This is a genomic window from Ulvibacter antarcticus, assembly GCF_003688405.1.
In the GTDB taxonomy this organism is placed as follows: Bacteria; Bacteroidota; Bacteroidia; order Flavobacteriales; family Flavobacteriaceae; genus Ulvibacter; species Ulvibacter antarcticus.
The window spans coordinates 1-17,368 of record NZ_REFC01000019.1; the positions used below are offsets into that span (position 1 = coordinate 1).

The window sequence follows — 17,368 nt, forward strand, 5'->3', positions numbered from 1 at the left end:
AATAATTTTATACTCCGAATTATTCAACCTCAAAAAAATTCTCAGGTATTTAACTTAGTTTAGTTTTTCTTTGTCGATTACAATCCTTTCGAATCGTAACCTACGCTGTCAATTTCAATATCTCAATGAACTTTCCCATCTCTTGTTATGGGCGTCGTTTTTTACTTTTTCTCGCCTTCTTAACTCGTGTTTTTGAATCACTCATTCTTTTAGCGGGTGCAAATGTACAACACTTTTTTAATCCTGCAATACTTTTTAAAAATAATTTCAGAAAAAATTTAGACCGTTGTTCTGCGTTGCTTCGAGAAACAAATACTGCTTCTTTTGGCGGGTGCAAATATACTACAGTTTTTAATTCCTGCAATCTTTTTTGAAAACTATTTTAAGAAAATTTCAGACCGTTGTTTTTGCTTTGCTTTAACAACCGTAGCTGTTTCTGTAAGCGGGTGCAAAGATAGGTTCCTTTTTGAATCGCACAAGTATAAATTGAAGTTTTTTTGAAATAAATTTACCCTAAAATGATAAGCGTTTGGAAATGAAATATATCACTCAAAAAATAAATTGAATGCGTTTTATACCTTTATATATATACTATTATTTGAACATTTTTTGTGCCAGGGATAGAGCGGCATGTTTAAGCTCCCCTCCTTCTCCGCCAGAACGGATATGGAGGAAGCGAGTAGCGAAAGCCCGACCCTCTATGATCATTGTTTTAAAACCTTGCTTCATAGTACAATAGCAAATACTTGATGAATTATCGTTATCTGTATAAAGGGTGGCACCCAAAAGAAAAAGAATATCATTCGCCTCATTGTAAAAAAAGAAAGAGAATCCCTTAGCAGCTTATTGTGAAACGCATAAACTCGTAGTATCTTTGCCACTTAAATTTTGAAACTATGATAGCGATTACCTTACCTGATGGAAGTGTAAAGCAGTTTGACGCTGGTGTGACGCCTATGGATGTTGCCAAGAGTATTAGTGAAGGGTTGGCACGTAATGTGATTTCAGCTTCTTTTAATTCTGTAACGGTCGAAACCAGCACAACCCTAAATACCGACGGGAGTCTAGTACTGTTTACGTGGAATAATGATGAGGGTAAAAAAGCATTCTGGCATTCTTCTGCTCATATCCTGGCTCAGGCATTGGAGGAATTATATCCAGGTATCAAATTAAGTATTGGTCCGGCGATAGAAAATGGTTTTTATTATGATGTAGATTTTGGAGATGAGACTTTTATAGAGAAGGATTTAAAAGCAGTTGAGGACAAAATGATTGATATCGCCAGAGGAAAACATGAGTTCAGCCTAAGGGAATCGACCAAAGCCGATGCATTAGACTACTACAAAAAACAGGGTAACGAATATAAGGTGGAGCTTATTGAAGGTCTAGAAGATGGAACCATCACTTTTTGTGACCACGACACCTTCACCGACTTATGCCGTGGGGGACATATTCCAAATACAGGAATAGTAAAGGCAGTTAAATTAATGAGCATAGCCGGTGCTTATTGGCGTGGTGATGAAAACAATAAACAGCTTACCAGAATTTACGGCGTTAGTTTTCCGAAACAAAAGGAACTTACTGAATATCTAGCCCTTTTAGAGGAAGCGAAAAAACGTGACCACAGAAAACTAGGAAAGGAATTAGAGCTTTTTACATTTTCGCAACGTGTTGGACAAGGATTGCCTCTTTGGCTGCCTAAAGGAGCTGCCTTAAGAGAACGTCTTGAGAATTTTCTAAAAAAAGCGCAAAAGAAAGCCGGTTATGAAATGGTAGTATCACCGCATATCGGCCAAAAAGAGTTATATGAAACTTCAGGGCATTATGCCAAGTATGGAGCCGATAGTTTTCAGCCGATTCATACTCCAAATGAAGGAGAAGAGTTTCTTCTGAAACCGATGAATTGTCCGCATCACTGCGAGATATACAAATATAAGCCTTGGTCGTACAAAGATCTTCCAAAGCGTTTTGCTGAATTTGGAACGGTGTATCGTTACGAACAAAGTGGCGAGCTTCACGGATTAACCCGCGTTAGAGGTTTTACTCAAGATGATGCTCATATTTTCTGTACGCCGGATCAGTTGGATGCAGAGTTTAAAAAAGTGATTGATCTTGTGTTGTATGTTTTCGGATCCTTAGGTTTTGAGAATTTCACGACTCAGGTTTCATTAAGAGATCCGGACAAACCTGAAAAATATATTGGAGATCCAGAATTATGGGTAAAGGCAGAGCAGGCAATTATTAGTGCGGTTAAAGACAAGGAGTTGGATTATGTAATAGAGACTGGTGAGGCTGCTTTTTACGGTCCGAAGCTCGATTTCATGGTGAAGGATGCTTTAGGAAGAAGCTGGCAGTTAGGAACGATTCAGGTAGATTATACGTTGCCGGAACGTTTTGATCTTACTTATAAAGGAAGTGATAATGAGCTTCATAGACCAGTGATGATTCATAGGGCTCCCTTTGGAAGTATGGAGCGATTTGTAGCCATCTTACTCGAACACACAGGTGGGAATTTTCCTCTTTGGTTAATGCCAGATCAGGTTAGTATTTTATCATTGAGTGAAAAATATGAAAAATACTCCCAAAAAGTTTTAACTTTGCTTGAAAATGACGAAATTCGCGCCCTTGTGGACCACAGAAGCGAGACCATTGGTAAGAAAATACGGGAGGCAGAAATGAACAAAATTCCGTATATGTTGATTGTTGGGGAGCAGGAAGAGAATGATGGAACGGTTTCTGTAAGGAAACATAGTGAAGGAGATTTGGGGTCAATGACTATAGAAGCATTCTCAAAGATGCTTACTGAAGAAGTAAAAAAAGAAATAAAAGAATTTAACGTTTAACTAAAATATTTAGCCATAGCAATACGAAGAAAAAGAAGTAGGGGTCCCGCAAGGATAATTAAGGAAGATCAGCACAGAATTAATAGACGAATTCGCGCTGAAGAAGTCCGCCTTGTAGGCGATAATGTCGAAATTGGGGTATACCCATTAAAGAAGGCATTAGAATTCGCGGAAGAACAGGAATTGGACCTAGTAGAAATTTCTCCAAATGCCACTCCACCGGTTTGTAAGATCATAGATTATAAGAAATATGTCTATGAACAAAAAAAGCGGGAGAAGGTAATGAAGTCTAAGGCGACCAAAGTGATTATCAAAGAAATTAGGTTTGGTCCTAATACAGATGATCACGATTACGAATTTAAGAAGAAACACGCCGAGAAGTTCCTGAAAGATGGTGCGAAGTTAAAGGCCTATGTGTTTTTTAAAGGGCGTTCTATTATTTATAAGGATCAGGGAGAGATTCTCCTATTGAAACTTGCTCAGGAATTAGAAGAACTGGGAAAAGTAGAGCAAATGCCAAAATTAGAAGGAAAACGAATGATTATGTTCATCGCTCCTAAGAAAAAATAGTTGTCAATTTACAGTGATCAGCTATCAACATTAAAGAAATAATAATATTTCAAGTTTACATTGAATTTGAAATTTACAATAAAGTGAAGTAATAATAAAAAGAGGAAAACATGCCGAAACAAAAAACAAAATCCAGTGCTAAGAAGCGATTTAAGCTTACAGGTACAGGTAAAATTAAAAGAAAGCATGCGTTTAAAAGTCACATCTTAACAAAGAAGTCTAAAAAACGTAAGCTTGCATTGACCCATGACACATTAGTGCACAAGGCCGATGAGAGTAATGTTAAGCAAATGCTTCGAATGATGTAATTGCCTAACCGGTTAAAACAAATTTTTAAACCCTGGAGTATGGCTTTAGAGATTTGAGATTTCAGATGTAAGATTTGAGATATTAAATTGAAAATACAAGTGTCCGCCCGATGCGGACCGCCTGCTACAAAAACACAATTAAATTATGCCAAGATCAGTAAATTCAGTTGCGAAGAGAGCCAGAAGAAAAAAGGTGCTTAAGCAAGCCAAAGGTTACTTTGGAAGACGTAAAAATGTATGGACAGTTGCTAAGAATGCCGTTGACAAAGCGATGCAGTATTCTTATAGAGACCGTCGTGCGAAAAAGAGAACATTCAGAGCATTGTGGATCACGCGTATTAACGCGGGTGCACGTCAGCATGGGATGTCTTATTCACAGTTTATGGGCGGACTTAAAGTTGCCGGAATCGAATTAAACCGTAAGGTTTTAGCCGATTTAGCAATGAATCACCCGGAAGCTTTTGAAGCCATCATTAAAAAAGTAAAATAAGACATTTATAATCACATTACTTCACTGTAAAACGCCCGCTCCTAGAGTGGGCGTTTTTTTTTGGTTTTTTCAGCCACCATCAAATTTGATTTTAAATAATGGCTTATATTATTTTAACTATTTTTAGTGCTATGAAATATTCTTATCTCATCGCTTCTATTTTTATATGTTCAATAGCAAACAGCCAAATTGTGGACATCCCCGATGTCAATTTCAAAAACGCACTTGTAAATGAAAGCGTTGCTGGTTTAAATGGCAATACTAGTTTGGAAGATGTAGACACTAATAATGATGGCGAAATTCAAGTGAGTGAGGCCATAGCCGTGACTAGCCTACAGGTTATTGGTTTTGAAATAGAATCTTTAGAAGGGATACAGAGTTTCGTCAACCTCACTATTTTATACTGTATGGATAATTACATCGCTACTATAGATCTTTCCCAAAATATAGAGATTGATGAACTCTGGGTTAATAACAATGAATTGACAAGTTTGGACGTAAGTAACCTACCATTGCTAGAATGGCTAAGTTGTTCGGTTAATTTATTGACGAGTCTGGATGTTTCTCAAAATCCAGAACTAAGAATTTTTAGAGCTTCATTTAATCAATTGACGGACTTGGATGTTTCTCAAAATTTGGCGCTGGAGCATCTTTGGTGTTCTACAAATGAACTGACCACTATGGATATTTCCAACAATATACTTATCAATAACCTCTCAATTGGTAATAATCAGCTAACGAGTTTAAACATTCAAAATACCAATAATCATAATATCACTCGAATGTGGGCGTATAATAATCCAGACTTAACTTGTATTCTAGTGGATGACCAAACTTTCGTTTATCCGGTCTGTGATCAACCTGGAAATACCGGTTGGTGCAAGGATGCAACGGCAAGTTATTCTGATACGCTGGCCGGTTGCAATCTTGGATTTGAAGTGAATAATGTTTCCATAGCTGTGATTTATCCTAACCCGGCTAAGGACATTTTGTATATTTCTTCGGAAGAGCTTTTGGATGAAATTAATATTTATTCACTTAGCGGGAAGCTACTTTTAAATCTTTCTTCTGAAATAATTGATATTTCGGCTCTAGCGCCTGGAATCTATTTTGCTGAAATAGTAAATGATGATAAGAAAACCATTCAAAAATTCATTAAGCATTAAGTTGATATGATTGACGGAAGCTTCCGAAGCTTTCAAAAAAAGTAAAATAAGATTACCATTAAGTTTAATTACCTTAGTAAAAACTTTAGAATGCGTTCCCTATTTTTTACATCCTTCTGTATTTTAATATGTTTTAGCTCTCAACTTTTTGGACAAGTTGCAACAGGAAAAATGTACAGAATAGACCGTTACGAATCCATCTATCTTCCTTTAGGTAAAATATCATTTGCCGATAAACTGGTATCATACCGCGTGGGATCGCCTCCTCCAATCCAAAAATATCGTGATAGTTTACAATGTCTACACGAACCTAATTATAAAAATTACAGAGTAGGTGATTTTACATCTTTAGGATGTGGTGGAACCTTGACCGTTGAATTCACAGACAACGGTTTTATGAACTTAAAAGGATATGATCTTTACATTTTTGAAGTCGGACCTTCGAGAGAGCCGGCCCTCATAGAAATATCACAAAATGGAATCGATTGGATCTATGCCGGTAAAATATCCGGCGGGAAGTCATCAATTGATTTAAGTAAAGCAGGAATTGATTCTGAAACAGTATTCTATTTTTTGCGCGTAACCGATCAGGAATCTGTCTGTAAAAGTAAAAGTGCCGGTGCCGACATCGATGCGATTGGCGCAATAAACAGTGTAATCAAATTATCAATAAATGCAGACGTACTTTTTGATGTCGCCGCTTATGAACTCAAAGAAAATGCTGCTCAAACATTAGATTCTATGGTGAGTACCATTCAAAAAATTGACAAGGCTACTATTTTAATTGAAGGCCATACAGATAGCGATGGAGATGATACTTATAATATGGAATTATCTAAAAACAGGTGCAATTCTGTAGCTGAAAAGCTTCAAGATCTCCTTGGTGCGGATGCCTTATATCAATATGAAATACATCCCTTTGGAGAGACAAAACCCAGAGTTCCCAACAATAGTCAGGAAAATAAACAAACGAATCGAAGAGTTGAAGTACGAGTAATGCCTCCACAAGACTATTATAATTCCTTACCCGACGAAGATTAGGTCTTTTGTTTTTTCTTCTTAGCAGCCGGAAACAAAACATTATTTAAAATAAGTCGGTATCCCGGAGAGCTGGGATGTAATGCTAATTCTGTTTTGGCATCCCCTACTCTATGCTGATAATCTTCGGGATCATGACCTCCATAATAGGTAAAAAAACCTTTCCCTTTTATACCATGAATATATCTGGCTTCACCATTAGACTTATTCTCACCCATGATCAACACATTCGATTTGATCTCATCTCTGTCGTATGAAGTCGTTTGCCCCATAAAACCTTTTACCAAAGCAGTATGATTTTGTACTAACATACAAGGAATTGGATCCCATTTGGCTGAGTAATCCATTAAGGTAAAATAGTCCATTTCTTTCGAAACACGTCTTTTAGTGGTCATATCGATGGATGAAAATTCATAAACCATCGGACTTCTTTCAAGAATAAAGTCTTTAAATGCAAAAGTCTGACTGTAATCTATTTTACTCTGATAACCCGGTTCACTAGGATCTCCATCGAACATAGGCTCACAAATATCTACACCTTTTGCTGCGAGTGCGATATCAAAACTATCGGTAGCACTACACATAGCAAACATAAATCCACCACCAATCACATAATCCCGTATCTTCAATGCTACATCTCTTTTAGCTTCGGAAACTTTTGAATATCCAAGTTTGGCCGCCAATGCTTCGGCTTTTTGTTTTTCTTCAATATACCATGGAGCAGAACGATAGGCACGGTAGAATTTCCCATACTGACCTGTAAAATCTTCATGATGTAAATGAAGCCAATCAAATAGTAATAATTGATCTTCTAACACCTCTTCGTCGTAGATAACTGTATATGGAATTTCGGCATATGTAAGTACCATAGTCACGGCGTCATCCCATGGAAGATTTCCTTTTGGAGAATACACTGCAACTCGCGGTGCTTTTTCAAGTACCACTGCTTCCATATTTTGCGACGGACTACTAATATCGGTAAGTATCTGTTCTGTTTTTGCGTCGGAAAGGACCTCGAATGAAATCCCGCGTATCTGACATTCCTTGCGGATTTCTTCCGAATCGGGCAATAAGAATGAACCTCCTCTGTAATTTAGAAGCCACTTTACTTTCACCTGCTTTTCAAGTGTCCAGTATGTAAGTCCATATGCCTTTAGATGCTCCTTCTGACTTTCGGCATCCATAGGAATAAGGATATATGAAGCGAAAATGTTCGCAGAAAAAAGAAGAAATAGGATAATTATAAAATTTCTAAGCATTTGACGAATATAATAATTTATATAGTAAGTTTCCCGCATGCACGGGAATGTATAACGACAATTATTAAGCCAAATTTTATCTGGAAAGATTAATTTAAAAAGAAAGTGTTACTAGCAACAACTTTTGAAAATTTCAATTAAAACGGCACCTCATTATCGTCTTCCGGAGAAAGGTCGTCATTCATTGAACTTCCAAATGCCTCATCAGGAGAAGGTAGATTCTCTGTTTTAAATGTATCATCGTTTGCAGCAGCATTCATACGTGAATGGAATTCGGCCGGATAATCGAAGGTTTCAAGGTTTTCGAACTTACCTAAATGACCAACGAACTTCAATCGTATTTCATCCAAGCCACCATTTCTATGCTTAGCGATAATAAATTCAGCTTGTCCGGCAGTTGGCGTACGTTCTTCATCGTCCCACTCGTCAATTTTATAATACTCCGGGCGATAAATAAAGGAAACAATATCTGCATCCTGCTCGATCGCTCCCGATTCACGAAGATCGGAAAGTAACGGTCTTTTACTACCTCCTCTGGTTTCTACCGCACGCGATAATTGTGACAACGCGATTACCGGAATGTTCAATTCCTTTGCCAAAGCTTTCAAGTTTCTGGAAATAGTAGAGATTTCCTGTTCACGATTCCCACCTTTCTGACTACCACCTGCAGTCATTAACTGAAGGTAATCGATCATTATTAGCTTGATTCCGTGTTGGGATGCCAGTCTTCTTGCCTTTGCACGTAAATCGAAAATAGATAATGAAGGCGTGTCATCGATAAACAAAGGAGCTTTTTCAAGACTTTTCACCTTCACATTAAGCTGTTCCCATTCATGTTTCTCGAGATTTCCTGTTCTCAGTTTTTCTGAACTTAAACCGGTTTCCGAAGAGATTAAACGAGTTATTAATTGTACAGATGCCATTTCCAAAGAGAAAAAAGCTACTGGTATATTATGTTCAACAGCTACATTTCTTGCCATGGACAAAGTTAATGCTGTTTTTCCCATACCAGGTCTTGCTGCCACAATGATAAGGTCACTGGGCTGCCAACCAGAAGTAAGCTTGTCTAATTTTGTGAAGCCAGAAGGAATTCCGGAGAGTCCTTCTTTATTTGCGATTTCTTCAATTCGTTTTTTCGCTTGAATAACGAGATGTTGGGCAGTTTCTGAAGAACGCTTGATATTTCCCTGAGTGATATCGTATAATTTCGACTCGGCTGTGTCTAAAAGATCAAAAACATCGGTGGTTTCGTCGTAAGAATCTTCAATAATCTCGTTCGAAATCTTTATAAGACTTCGTTGTATATATTTCTGAAGAATAATACGTGCATGGAACTCGATATGAGCGGAAGAAGATACTTTTTGAGTGAGTTGGATCAGGTAAAATTCACCACCTGCCAAATCCAATTTCTGGTTCTTCTTTAATTGGGAAGAAACGGTTAATAAGTCGACCGGTTCACTATTCTCGAATAGAATATGTATCGCTTCAAAAATATGCTGATGTGATTCTTTATAGAACACATCTGCACTTAAGATATCGATTACCTCATCAACTCCTTTCTTGTCGATCATCATCGCCCCTAACACAACCTCTTCTAAATCAATAGCTTGCGGAGGAATTTTTCCTTTCTCGAGCGAAATAACCTGCCCGGAACGAGCCGGAAACGATTTGTGAGGTTGTACTTTTTCCATGAAGCGAATGTAAAGAAAATGTTAAGAGCAAAGGTGAAAATTCAATTTTCGATATGCACTAGTCATCAACAATTTAACTGTTAACAACTTTATTTTATTGTTAATAAGGTACAAAAAAATCCAAAGTCATGACTTCGGATTTTAAAAAGTGTTGGTATCGTTAGAACTAATCTTTGAATACTCCCATGTTGGCGTATTTTTCCATACGTTTTGTGGTTAGTTCTTTTGGTGATAAGTCTTTTAATTCATTATAAGCCTTATCAATTGCATTAGCTACAGTAATAAAAGTAGTCTTTCGATCGCTATGAGCTCCACCTAAAGGTTCTTTTACAATTGAATCGATAAGCTTCTGCTTTTTCATATCGGTTGCAGTTAATTTTAGCGCATCAGCGGCTATTTCCTTGAATTCCCAACTTCTCCATAATATAGAGGAGCAGCTTTCGGGAGAAATTACGGAGTACCAAGTATTTTCGAGCATAAGTACTGTATCACCAACGCCTATTCCGAGAGCACCACCACTTGCACCTTCACCTATTATTACTACAATGATAGGCACTTTAAGACGTGTCATCTCAAGTATATTTCTGGCAATTGCTTCTCCTTGTCCACGCTCTTCGGCTTCTAAACCAGGATATGCACCTGGAGTATCAATTAAAGTAACTACAGGTACGTTAAATTTTTCGGCAGATTTCATCAAGCGTAATGCTTTACGATACCCTTCAGGATTTGCCATTCCAAAATTACGATACTGACGTGTTTTGGTGTTATATCCTTTTTGCTGTCCAATAAACATATAACTTTGGTTGCCTATCTTTCCGAGGCCACCCACCATTGCTTTATCGTCCTTGAAATTACGATCTCCATGAAGTTCCAGGAAGGAATCTCCACAAATAGCATTGATATAGTCCATGGTATAAGGTCGATCTGGATGACGCGAAAGCTGAACACGTTGCCATGGCGTTAAATTTTTATAGATCTCCTTTTTGGTTTCTTTTAATTTAGTTTCGATCTGCTTACAGGTATTAGAGACATCAACATCACTCTCTTCTCCAATCTGACAAGCTTTTTCGAATTGCTCTTGCAATTCTTTTATAGGTAATTCAAAATCAAGATATTCCATAATAACTTCTAGAAGTTTTTCTTAGGCTTAGTGTACAAATATAAAATATTGTTTCTACTCATTGTACATTTGTTTTACTTTTTCGATTAGAGGAAAGTTCTTGTAGTTTGATGCATCAAAAACCATTTCGTAACTCCCGAAGTATCAAGGTTTGGTAAGTTTCCTCTTTTTTCGTTCTCTTGTATTTTTAATAATACCATTTGCAATGACTGTAACAAGTATTATTAATGCTCCAAAGTAGAATTGTGGACTCATATATTCTGAATCTCCCAATATAAATAATGCGAGTATTATTCCGTAGACTGGTTCCATGTTGGTGGTAAGCATTACAGTATAAGGGCTAATCCATTTCATTACATGTACAGAGGCGATGAAAGCATAGGCCGTACAAGCTGAAGCCAAGATTAGAAGATACATCCAATCGTTTCCGCTAAGTTGAAAAAAGGCCTGGTCGAAGCTGCCGCTCAACGCCAGATACACTGAAATACATAGCATTCCGAAGAAAATCTCATAAAAAGATATAACCGAAGCTTTATACTTTAATGCGAACCTACCATTGATCACCGAAAACAATGCCCCAAGAAAGGATGAACATAAAGCGAGTACAATTCCCCATACATATTCGGTTTCCACATTAAATATCACGTATAACCCAATTACTACAATACCTCCAAAAAGTACTTCATACCAAATTACTTTTCTTCTGTACAATAAGGGTTCGAGCAACGAGGCAAATAGCGCCCCGGTTGACATGATGGCTAGTGTTACAGAAACATTCGAAATTTTAATCGCACCAAAGAATGCCAGCCAATGGAGTGCAATAATAAGCCCTGCGAGAAAAAAACCGGCTAATACTTTCTTCGGAAGTAATAAAGGTTCTTTTCGAAATTTTATGTACAAAAAAATAAATCCGGAAGCCAACGACATGCGATACCAAACCAATGGGATAGCATCAATTGAGATAAGTGCACCTAAAACTGCCGTAAAGCCCCAGATAAAGACTATAAAATGTAAATGAAGATAATTAAGGAGTTTATCGTTTCGCATTTCTCAACAAATAGATAGCTAAAATACCAAAAATGATGTTTGGAAACCAAGTTGCTACAAAGGGTGAAAAATCACTCTGTTCTGCCATAGTACCAAAAATCTTATCGAAGAAGATATAAACCATACCTATAGCAATCCCAATGGCGAGGTTAACTCCCATCCCTCCTCTTCGCTTCACAGACGAAACAGCAACCGCGATAATAGTAAGAATATAGGCAGACACCGGTAGACTCCATCGTTTATTGCGAACTACTTCATAACGGTTTATATAAGAGGAACCTCGCTCCTTTTCACGCTTAATGAATTTATTAAGCTCAGGTAAATTAAGAGTTTCGGCTATATATTCTACAGGTGTAAGATCTTCCAATTCAAAGCTAAAAGTAGTGTCGATTTTGGCGGCGCTTTCAATAATATCGTCGTTTTCACCCACAATTCGCTTTGTATAATTTATTAAAGTATATGTACTATCCTTATCATTATAACGAATCCGTTTTGCAGCCAGTTTATAAGTCATTTTATTGCCTTCAAAATGTTCCAGTGTAAAATTACTCCCGGATTTTTCGGCAACATTAAAATAACTCACATAGATATAATCATTGTCGTTGATCTGCCTATAAACATTCGTCTGATCCCGATCCCGTTTACCCTTTTTCAGATACTGATAATGAAATTCATTAAAACCTTTACTTGCACTTGGTGCCAGGTAAGTTCCCATAAAGAAAGCACCAACGCAAACTATGGTTGCACCTATCATATAAGGACGAAGAAAACGATAATAGGAAACTCCACTACTTAAAAAAGCGATGACCTCGGTATTGGTAGCCAATTTGGAGGTGAACCATATCACAGACAGAAATAGAAAAAGCGGAAATAACAAATTCGCAAAGTAAATGGTAAAATCTAAGAAGTAGAAAATCACCTCAGTAAGAGGTACTTCATTTTCCAGAATTTTATCAATCTTTTCAGACAGATGCACTGTAATTCCTATTGGAATAAACAGCAAAAGCAGCAACCCAAAGGTTCCCAAGTATTTCTTTAAGATATAGCGGTCGAGAATGCTTAGCATGCAACTAAAGTCGTTTATCCATTTGTTTTACCATTATATTCTTCCAAGCATTAAAATCACCTGCTAAGATATGTTTTCTCGCTTCACGAACCAACCACAGATAAAATCCGAGGTTGTGAATGGTGGCAATTTGTCTTCCCAACATTTCATTTACAGTAAACAAATGGCGGACATATGCTTTGCTATATGCGGTATCAACCCAGGTAATATCCATCTCATCGATGGCAGAGAAATCAGCTTCCCATTTTTTGTTCTTTATATTTATAGTTCCATGTGCGGTAAAAAGCATTCCATTTCGCCCATTTCTCGTCGGCATTACACAATCGAACATATCAATTCCGAGCGCAATATTTTCCAGTATATTAATAGGAGTACCTACTCCCATAAGATAACGTGGTTTGTCCTCCGGAAGTATTTCGGTTACCACTGCTGTCATTTCGTACATTTCTTCAGCCGGTTCTCCTACCGAGAGTCCGCCAATCGCGTTCCCTGCTGCTCCTACTGAAGCAATATATTCTGCAGATTGTTTCCGAAGATCTTTATAGGTAGACCCTTGTACAATAGGAAAAAAGGTCTGATTATAATCGTAATGCAATGGTGTTTTATCCAGATGCGTAATACAACGATCCAACCATCTATGTGTCATATGCATAGAACGTTTGGCATAATTGTAATCACATGGATACGGTGTACATTCGTCGAATGCCATGATGATATCTGCTCCAATCTTTCGTTGGATTTCCATCACATTTTCAGGAGTGAAAAAATGATAACTTCCATCGATATGTGACTTAAACTTTACGCCTTCTTCCTTAATTTTTCGATTTGCCGACAATGAGTAAACCTGATAACCGCCACTATCGGTAAGTATATTACGGTCCCAATTCATGAATTTATGAATTCCTCCTGCCTTTTCGAGAATAGGTGTCTGAGGTCTTAGGTACAAGTGGTAAGTGTTCCCCAGTATGATATCTGGGTTGATCTCATCCTTTAACTCTTTTTGATGCACACCTTTTACGGTTCCAACGGTTCCAACGGGCATAAAAATGGGCGTTTCTATAATTCCGTGATCCAATGTGATCTCTCCGGCTCTCGCCTGACTATTCGCGTCTTTAGCTTCTAATTTAAATTTCATGCACTCTTTTTTCTGAAAGCGCAAAGATACTTTTAATAACCACCAAATAGCAAGCGACCCTTAACAATTTCCTTTTTTTGGCTTCGGAAGTAAAAAGATGTTAACTAAAAATATCAAATCGTTAATAACTGCTGTTTCTACAGTTTTGCAAGCCTCAATGAATACGTTACTTTTGAAACTGAAAATTTAAAAGATACTATGGCAGATTTACAACAGTTGGAAGCGTTGGTTTCACAGGTAAGAAGAGATATTCTTCGACAAGTACATAAAGTAAACTCGGGACACCCCGGAGGATCTTTGGGCTGTACCGAATTTTTTGTAGCCCTTTACAAGGTCTTAATGGATCGAAAAGATGGTTTTTCTATGGATGGAAAAGGAGAAGATTTATTCTTCTTATCCAATGGCCATATTTCCCCTGTTTTTTACAGCGTTCTGGCAAGATCCGGGTACTTTCCTGTAGAGGAGTTAAATACCTTCAGATTGTTAAATTCACGACTTCAAGGACATCCAACAACACACGAAGGGCTTCCTGGAGTGCGTATCGCTTCTGGATCTCTTGGTCAAGGAATTTCAGTATCTATTGGAGCTGCACAGGCAAAAAAATTAAACAATGATGATCACTTAATCTACACCCTTTGTGGAGATGGAGAACTTCAGGAAGGTCAGAATTGGGAAGCGATCATGTATGCTGCCGGTAATAAGGTGGACAACTTAATAGTTACCATCGACCTCAACGGCCAGCAGATAGACGGATCAACTGATAATGTATTACCAATGGGCAATATAAAGGCAAAATTTGAAGCTTTTGGTTGGGATGTGATGGAAATCGAAGCTGGAAATAATCTGGAAGCTGTTATTGATGGTATGAAAACTGCCAAAACCAAAACCGGGAATGGAAAACCAGTTTGTGTTTTACTACATACAATTATGGGGCACGGAGTTGATTTTATGATGCATACTCACGCGTGGCATGGAAAAGCTCCTAACGATGAGCAATTAGCTGTCGGATTAGCACAAAACCCTGAAACCTTGGGCGATTACTAAATGTGTTTCATTAAAATCAAGAATCAATTAAAGACACCCTCTTATTAAGAGCAGACATATGAAAAAATATACAGATACAGGAAAAAAGGATACGCGATCAGGATTTGGAGATGGACTCACAGAATTGGGGAAAACCAATAAAAATGTAGTGGCAATGTGTGCCGATTTAACCGGGTCCTTAAAAATGGATGACTTTAAAGAAAATCATCCCGAACGTTTCTTCCAGGTAGGAATTGCTGAAGCCAATATGATTGGTATGGCAGCAGGGATGACCATTGGTGGTAAGATTCCTTTTACAGGTACTTTTGCTAATTTCTCGACCGGCCGTGTGTACGACCAGATTCGACAGAGTGTTGCTTATAGTGGGAAAAACGTGAAGATTTGTGCTTCTCATGCTGGTGTAACACTGGGAGAAGATGGCGCTACGCATCAAATCCTTGAAGATATTGGATTAATGAAGATGCTTCCGGGAATGACTGTAATCAATACCTGTGATTACAATCAGACTAAAGCGGCTACAATCGCAATTGCGAAACATGATGGCCCTGTGTATCTTCGCTTCGGAAGACCAAAAGTGGCTAATTTCACACCAGATAATCAAGATTTTAAAATAGGAAAAGCGGTACATTTACAAGAAGGTACTGATGTTTCTATCGTAGCAACCGGACATTTAGTTTGGGAAGCTCTTCTCGCTGCAGAAACATTGAACGAGCAGGGAATCAAGGCGGAAGTGTTAAATATACACACCATTAAACCTTTAGACAATAAAGCTATTTTGGATAGCGTTAAAAAGACAAGATGCGTTGTAACTGCTGAAGAACACAATTATTTAGGTGGACTCGGCGAAAGTGTTTCACGTGTCTTAGCAGAAAATACCCCAACTCCTCAAGAATTTGTAGCTACTAATGATACCTTTGGTGAATCCGGTACTCCCGAACAACTAATGGAAAAATATGGTCTAAATGCCGATGCAATCGTGAAAGCGGCATTAAAAGTGATTGCACGCAAGTAATCTTTTTTTGCTCCCTCACTTGCTTTTTGGCAAGTTTGGCCCAATCAAAAAAGCCTCGGAATTCCGAGGCTTTTTTTTATATAGAATATAATTTATTCTAGCTGTCAGGATCCAGATAATCCGGTGTTCCGTCATTATCAGAATCCGGAAAAGTAATAGTTCCATCGCTATTTACAATGATTTCATCTATTGTAAATCTAGAGTCGCCATCGTCATCAAAATCCAAGAAGTTTGGACTAAGGTCCCCATCAGTATCATCATCATAGACATTTCCGTTTCCGTTTAAATCTTCCAATATTGAAATAACCATATCATCATCCTGATCACCTACTTCAGTTTCCATTAACTGGAATGTAAATACCAATTGAGAATAAAATGGCACACCTGGAGGTGAGGAAGCGTAGTAGCCTAATCCAGAAGGAATAAATGCAGCCCCTACACCAAAGTTTTCATACAATATTGAACCATCACCTGCAATGGTAAATCCTGAGGCGGTATTAAACTCAACTAATACTTCCTGAAAACCTGTAACAACTTCCGTGAGATCAAATCTAACCGGGGTTACAGAACCATCGAAAACGTCAGACACATTAAACCCACTTTCATTGTTAAGATAAGTCCCTTCATAATTCGTCAATACAACATCCGGGAAATTAGGAGATTCTCCTTCTCCTTGAATCGCTACCAAATAATACAATTTATATTCTACACTAGTATCAAATCCATCTGTCACCATTTTAAAGGCTACTTGATCCTTCAACGGAGTTTTAGTTTCGTTTGCTCCTGCAATGGTATCAAATCGGATTTTCTTATCGAAATTTGCCGGTGGATTAGCGAACTCCTCATAATTATAGAAATGAGTCGTTAAATAAGTCTCAATTTCAGCTGTAGACGGACCAACCTCAACACTACGATCTCGAGGTGGTGTGATTTCAATTCCATCGTCTTTTTTACATGAGCTCACTACTAATAATAGTAACAAGCTTATTGTTGATAAGAAATATACTTTTTTCATTCGTTTTTTTTTGCGGGTGCAAGATACAATTTTCTCCTATTTTTGCTGATGTGATTAACGTAAGTTTTGTAGTAATGTTATGAGAATTGATAAATATTTATGGTGCGTTCGATATTTTAAAACACGAAGTCTAGCGACTCAAGCGTGTAAGAAAGGCGGTGTACGCGTAAATGACGCCGTGATAAAGCCATCTCGGGAAGTATATCCCGGCGATACAATTGGGGTGCGAAAGAACCAAATAAATTACACCTTAAAAGTGCTGGATGTACCCGAGAGCCGTCTTGGAGCTAAACTTGTAGACATTTATCGACTAGATACCACACCAAAAGAAGCCTTTGCCCAAAATGAATTACTAAAATACTCTAAAGATTATTATCGTAAAAAAGGTAGTGGTCGTCCCACTAAAAAGGATCGTAGAGAAATTGACGGTTATATCGACGGGGAGGAATAGTTAGTTGTTAGTTGTTAGTTGTTAGTTGTTAGTTGTTAGTTGTTAGTTGTTAGTTGTTAGTTGAAAACTATACATTTTAATGATGTTTTCTTCTTTTAAGTGTGATTTGTTTT

16 protein-coding genes are annotated in these 17,368 nt (G+C 37.7%); 9 read left to right on the forward strand and 7 right to left on the reverse strand.

Translation table 11 applies throughout. The annotated features are described in order from the left end of the window. Positions 1-896 precede the first annotated feature (896 nt). The 6 genes from thrS (at position 897) to BXY75_RS16860 (ending at position 6,418) form a co-directional block, all read left to right on the forward strand. Positions 897-2,843, forward strand: a complete 1,947-nt coding sequence (gene thrS / locus BXY75_RS16835) for a threonine--tRNA ligase (RefSeq protein WP_121908948.1) — start codon at positions 897-899, stop codon at positions 2,841-2,843. A gap of 57 nt (positions 2,844-2,900) precedes the next feature. Beyond that, positions 2,901-3,413, forward strand: coding sequence for a translation initiation factor IF-3 (infC, locus tag BXY75_RS16840; RefSeq protein ID WP_262697299.1), 513 nt, complete (start codon positions 2,901-2,903; stop codon positions 3,411-3,413). Positions 3,414-3,523: 110 nt separating this feature from the next. After that, positions 3,524-3,721, forward strand: a complete 198-nt coding sequence (rpmI, locus tag BXY75_RS16845) for a 50S ribosomal protein L35 (RefSeq protein WP_121908950.1) — start codon at positions 3,524-3,526, stop codon at positions 3,719-3,721. Positions 3,722-3,866: 145 nt separating this feature from the next. After that, complete coding sequence (gene rplT / locus BXY75_RS16850; protein WP_121908951.1) at positions 3,867-4,211, forward strand: 50S ribosomal protein L20; 345 nt, start codon at positions 3,867-3,869, stop codon at positions 4,209-4,211. A gap of 98 nt (positions 4,212-4,309) precedes the next feature. After that, positions 4,310-5,377 (forward strand): T9SS type A sorting domain-containing protein, encoded by a 1,068-nt coding sequence (locus tag BXY75_RS16855; RefSeq protein ID WP_121908952.1) that lies wholly within the window; start codon positions 4,310-4,312, stop codon positions 5,375-5,377. Between the two features lie 90 nt (positions 5,378-5,467). Further along, entirely contained in the window at positions 5,468-6,418 is a 951-nt protein-coding gene (locus tag BXY75_RS16860) for an OmpA family protein (RefSeq protein WP_121908953.1), read from the forward strand. On the opposite strand, the gene BXY75_RS16865 is transcribed toward BXY75_RS16860, so the two are convergent. From BXY75_RS16865 to tgt, 6 genes are all read right to left on the reverse strand, one after another. Then, the gene (locus tag BXY75_RS16865; protein ID WP_211331840.1) at positions 6,415-7,674 is read right to left on the reverse strand and encodes an asparagine synthetase B; all 1,260 of its coding nucleotides are present in this window, start codon (positions 7,672-7,674) and stop codon (positions 6,415-6,417) included. The two genes, BXY75_RS16860 and BXY75_RS16865, sit on opposite strands and share 4 nt — an antisense overlap. A gap of 137 nt (positions 7,675-7,811) precedes the next feature. After that, entirely contained in the window at positions 7,812-9,365 is a 1,554-nt protein-coding gene (gene dnaB / locus BXY75_RS16870) for a replicative DNA helicase (RefSeq protein WP_121908954.1), read from the reverse strand. Positions 9,366-9,531: 166 nt separating this feature from the next. Continuing rightward, positions 9,532-10,485 carry an acetyl-CoA carboxylase carboxyltransferase subunit alpha gene (locus tag BXY75_RS16875; protein ID WP_121908955.1) on the reverse strand — a complete coding sequence of 318 codons (954 nt, stop codon included), beginning with the start codon at positions 10,483-10,485 and terminating at the stop codon, positions 9,532-9,534. A 144-nt stretch (positions 10,486-10,629) separates the two neighbouring features. After that, positions 10,630-11,532, reverse strand: coding sequence for a DMT family transporter (locus tag BXY75_RS16880; protein WP_121908956.1), 903 nt, complete (start codon positions 11,530-11,532; stop codon positions 10,630-10,632). Then, the gene (locus tag BXY75_RS16885) at positions 11,519-12,598 is read right to left on the reverse strand and encodes an LptF/LptG family permease (RefSeq protein ID WP_121908957.1); all 1,080 of its coding nucleotides are present in this window, start codon (positions 12,596-12,598) and stop codon (positions 11,519-11,521) included. Before BXY75_RS16885 ends, BXY75_RS16880 begins: the two co-directional genes overlap by 14 nt. 4 nt (positions 12,599-12,602) lie before the next feature. Beyond that, on the reverse strand, positions 12,603-13,733 hold the full coding sequence (gene tgt, locus BXY75_RS16890; protein WP_121908958.1) for a tRNA guanosine(34) transglycosylase Tgt: 1,131 nt from the start codon (positions 13,731-13,733) through the stop codon (positions 12,603-12,605). 198 nt (positions 13,734-13,931) lie between these two features. On the opposite strand from tgt, the gene BXY75_RS16895 reads away from it, so the two are divergent. Beyond that, a complete protein-coding gene (locus BXY75_RS16895; protein WP_121908959.1) occupies positions 13,932-14,777 on the forward strand; it encodes a transketolase in 846 nt (281 codons plus the stop codon). 58 nt (positions 14,778-14,835) lie between these two features. Beyond that, on the forward strand, positions 14,836-15,789 hold the full coding sequence (locus BXY75_RS16900; RefSeq protein WP_121908960.1) for a transketolase family protein: 954 nt from the start codon (positions 14,836-14,838) through the stop codon (positions 15,787-15,789). 97 nt (positions 15,790-15,886) lie between these two features. Here the strand turns inward: BXY75_RS16900 and BXY75_RS16905 are convergent, their stop codons facing one another. Then, positions 15,887-16,804 (reverse strand): FKBP-type peptidyl-prolyl cis-trans isomerase, encoded by a 918-nt coding sequence (locus BXY75_RS16905; protein WP_121908961.1) that lies wholly within the window; start codon positions 16,802-16,804, stop codon positions 15,887-15,889. A 79-nt stretch (positions 16,805-16,883) separates the two neighbouring features. Between BXY75_RS16905 and BXY75_RS16910 the strand changes: the two genes are divergently transcribed. After that, entirely contained in the window at positions 16,884-17,255 is a 372-nt protein-coding gene (locus BXY75_RS16910; RefSeq protein WP_121908962.1) for an RNA-binding S4 domain-containing protein, read from the forward strand. Positions 17,256-17,368: the final 113 nt, after the last annotated feature.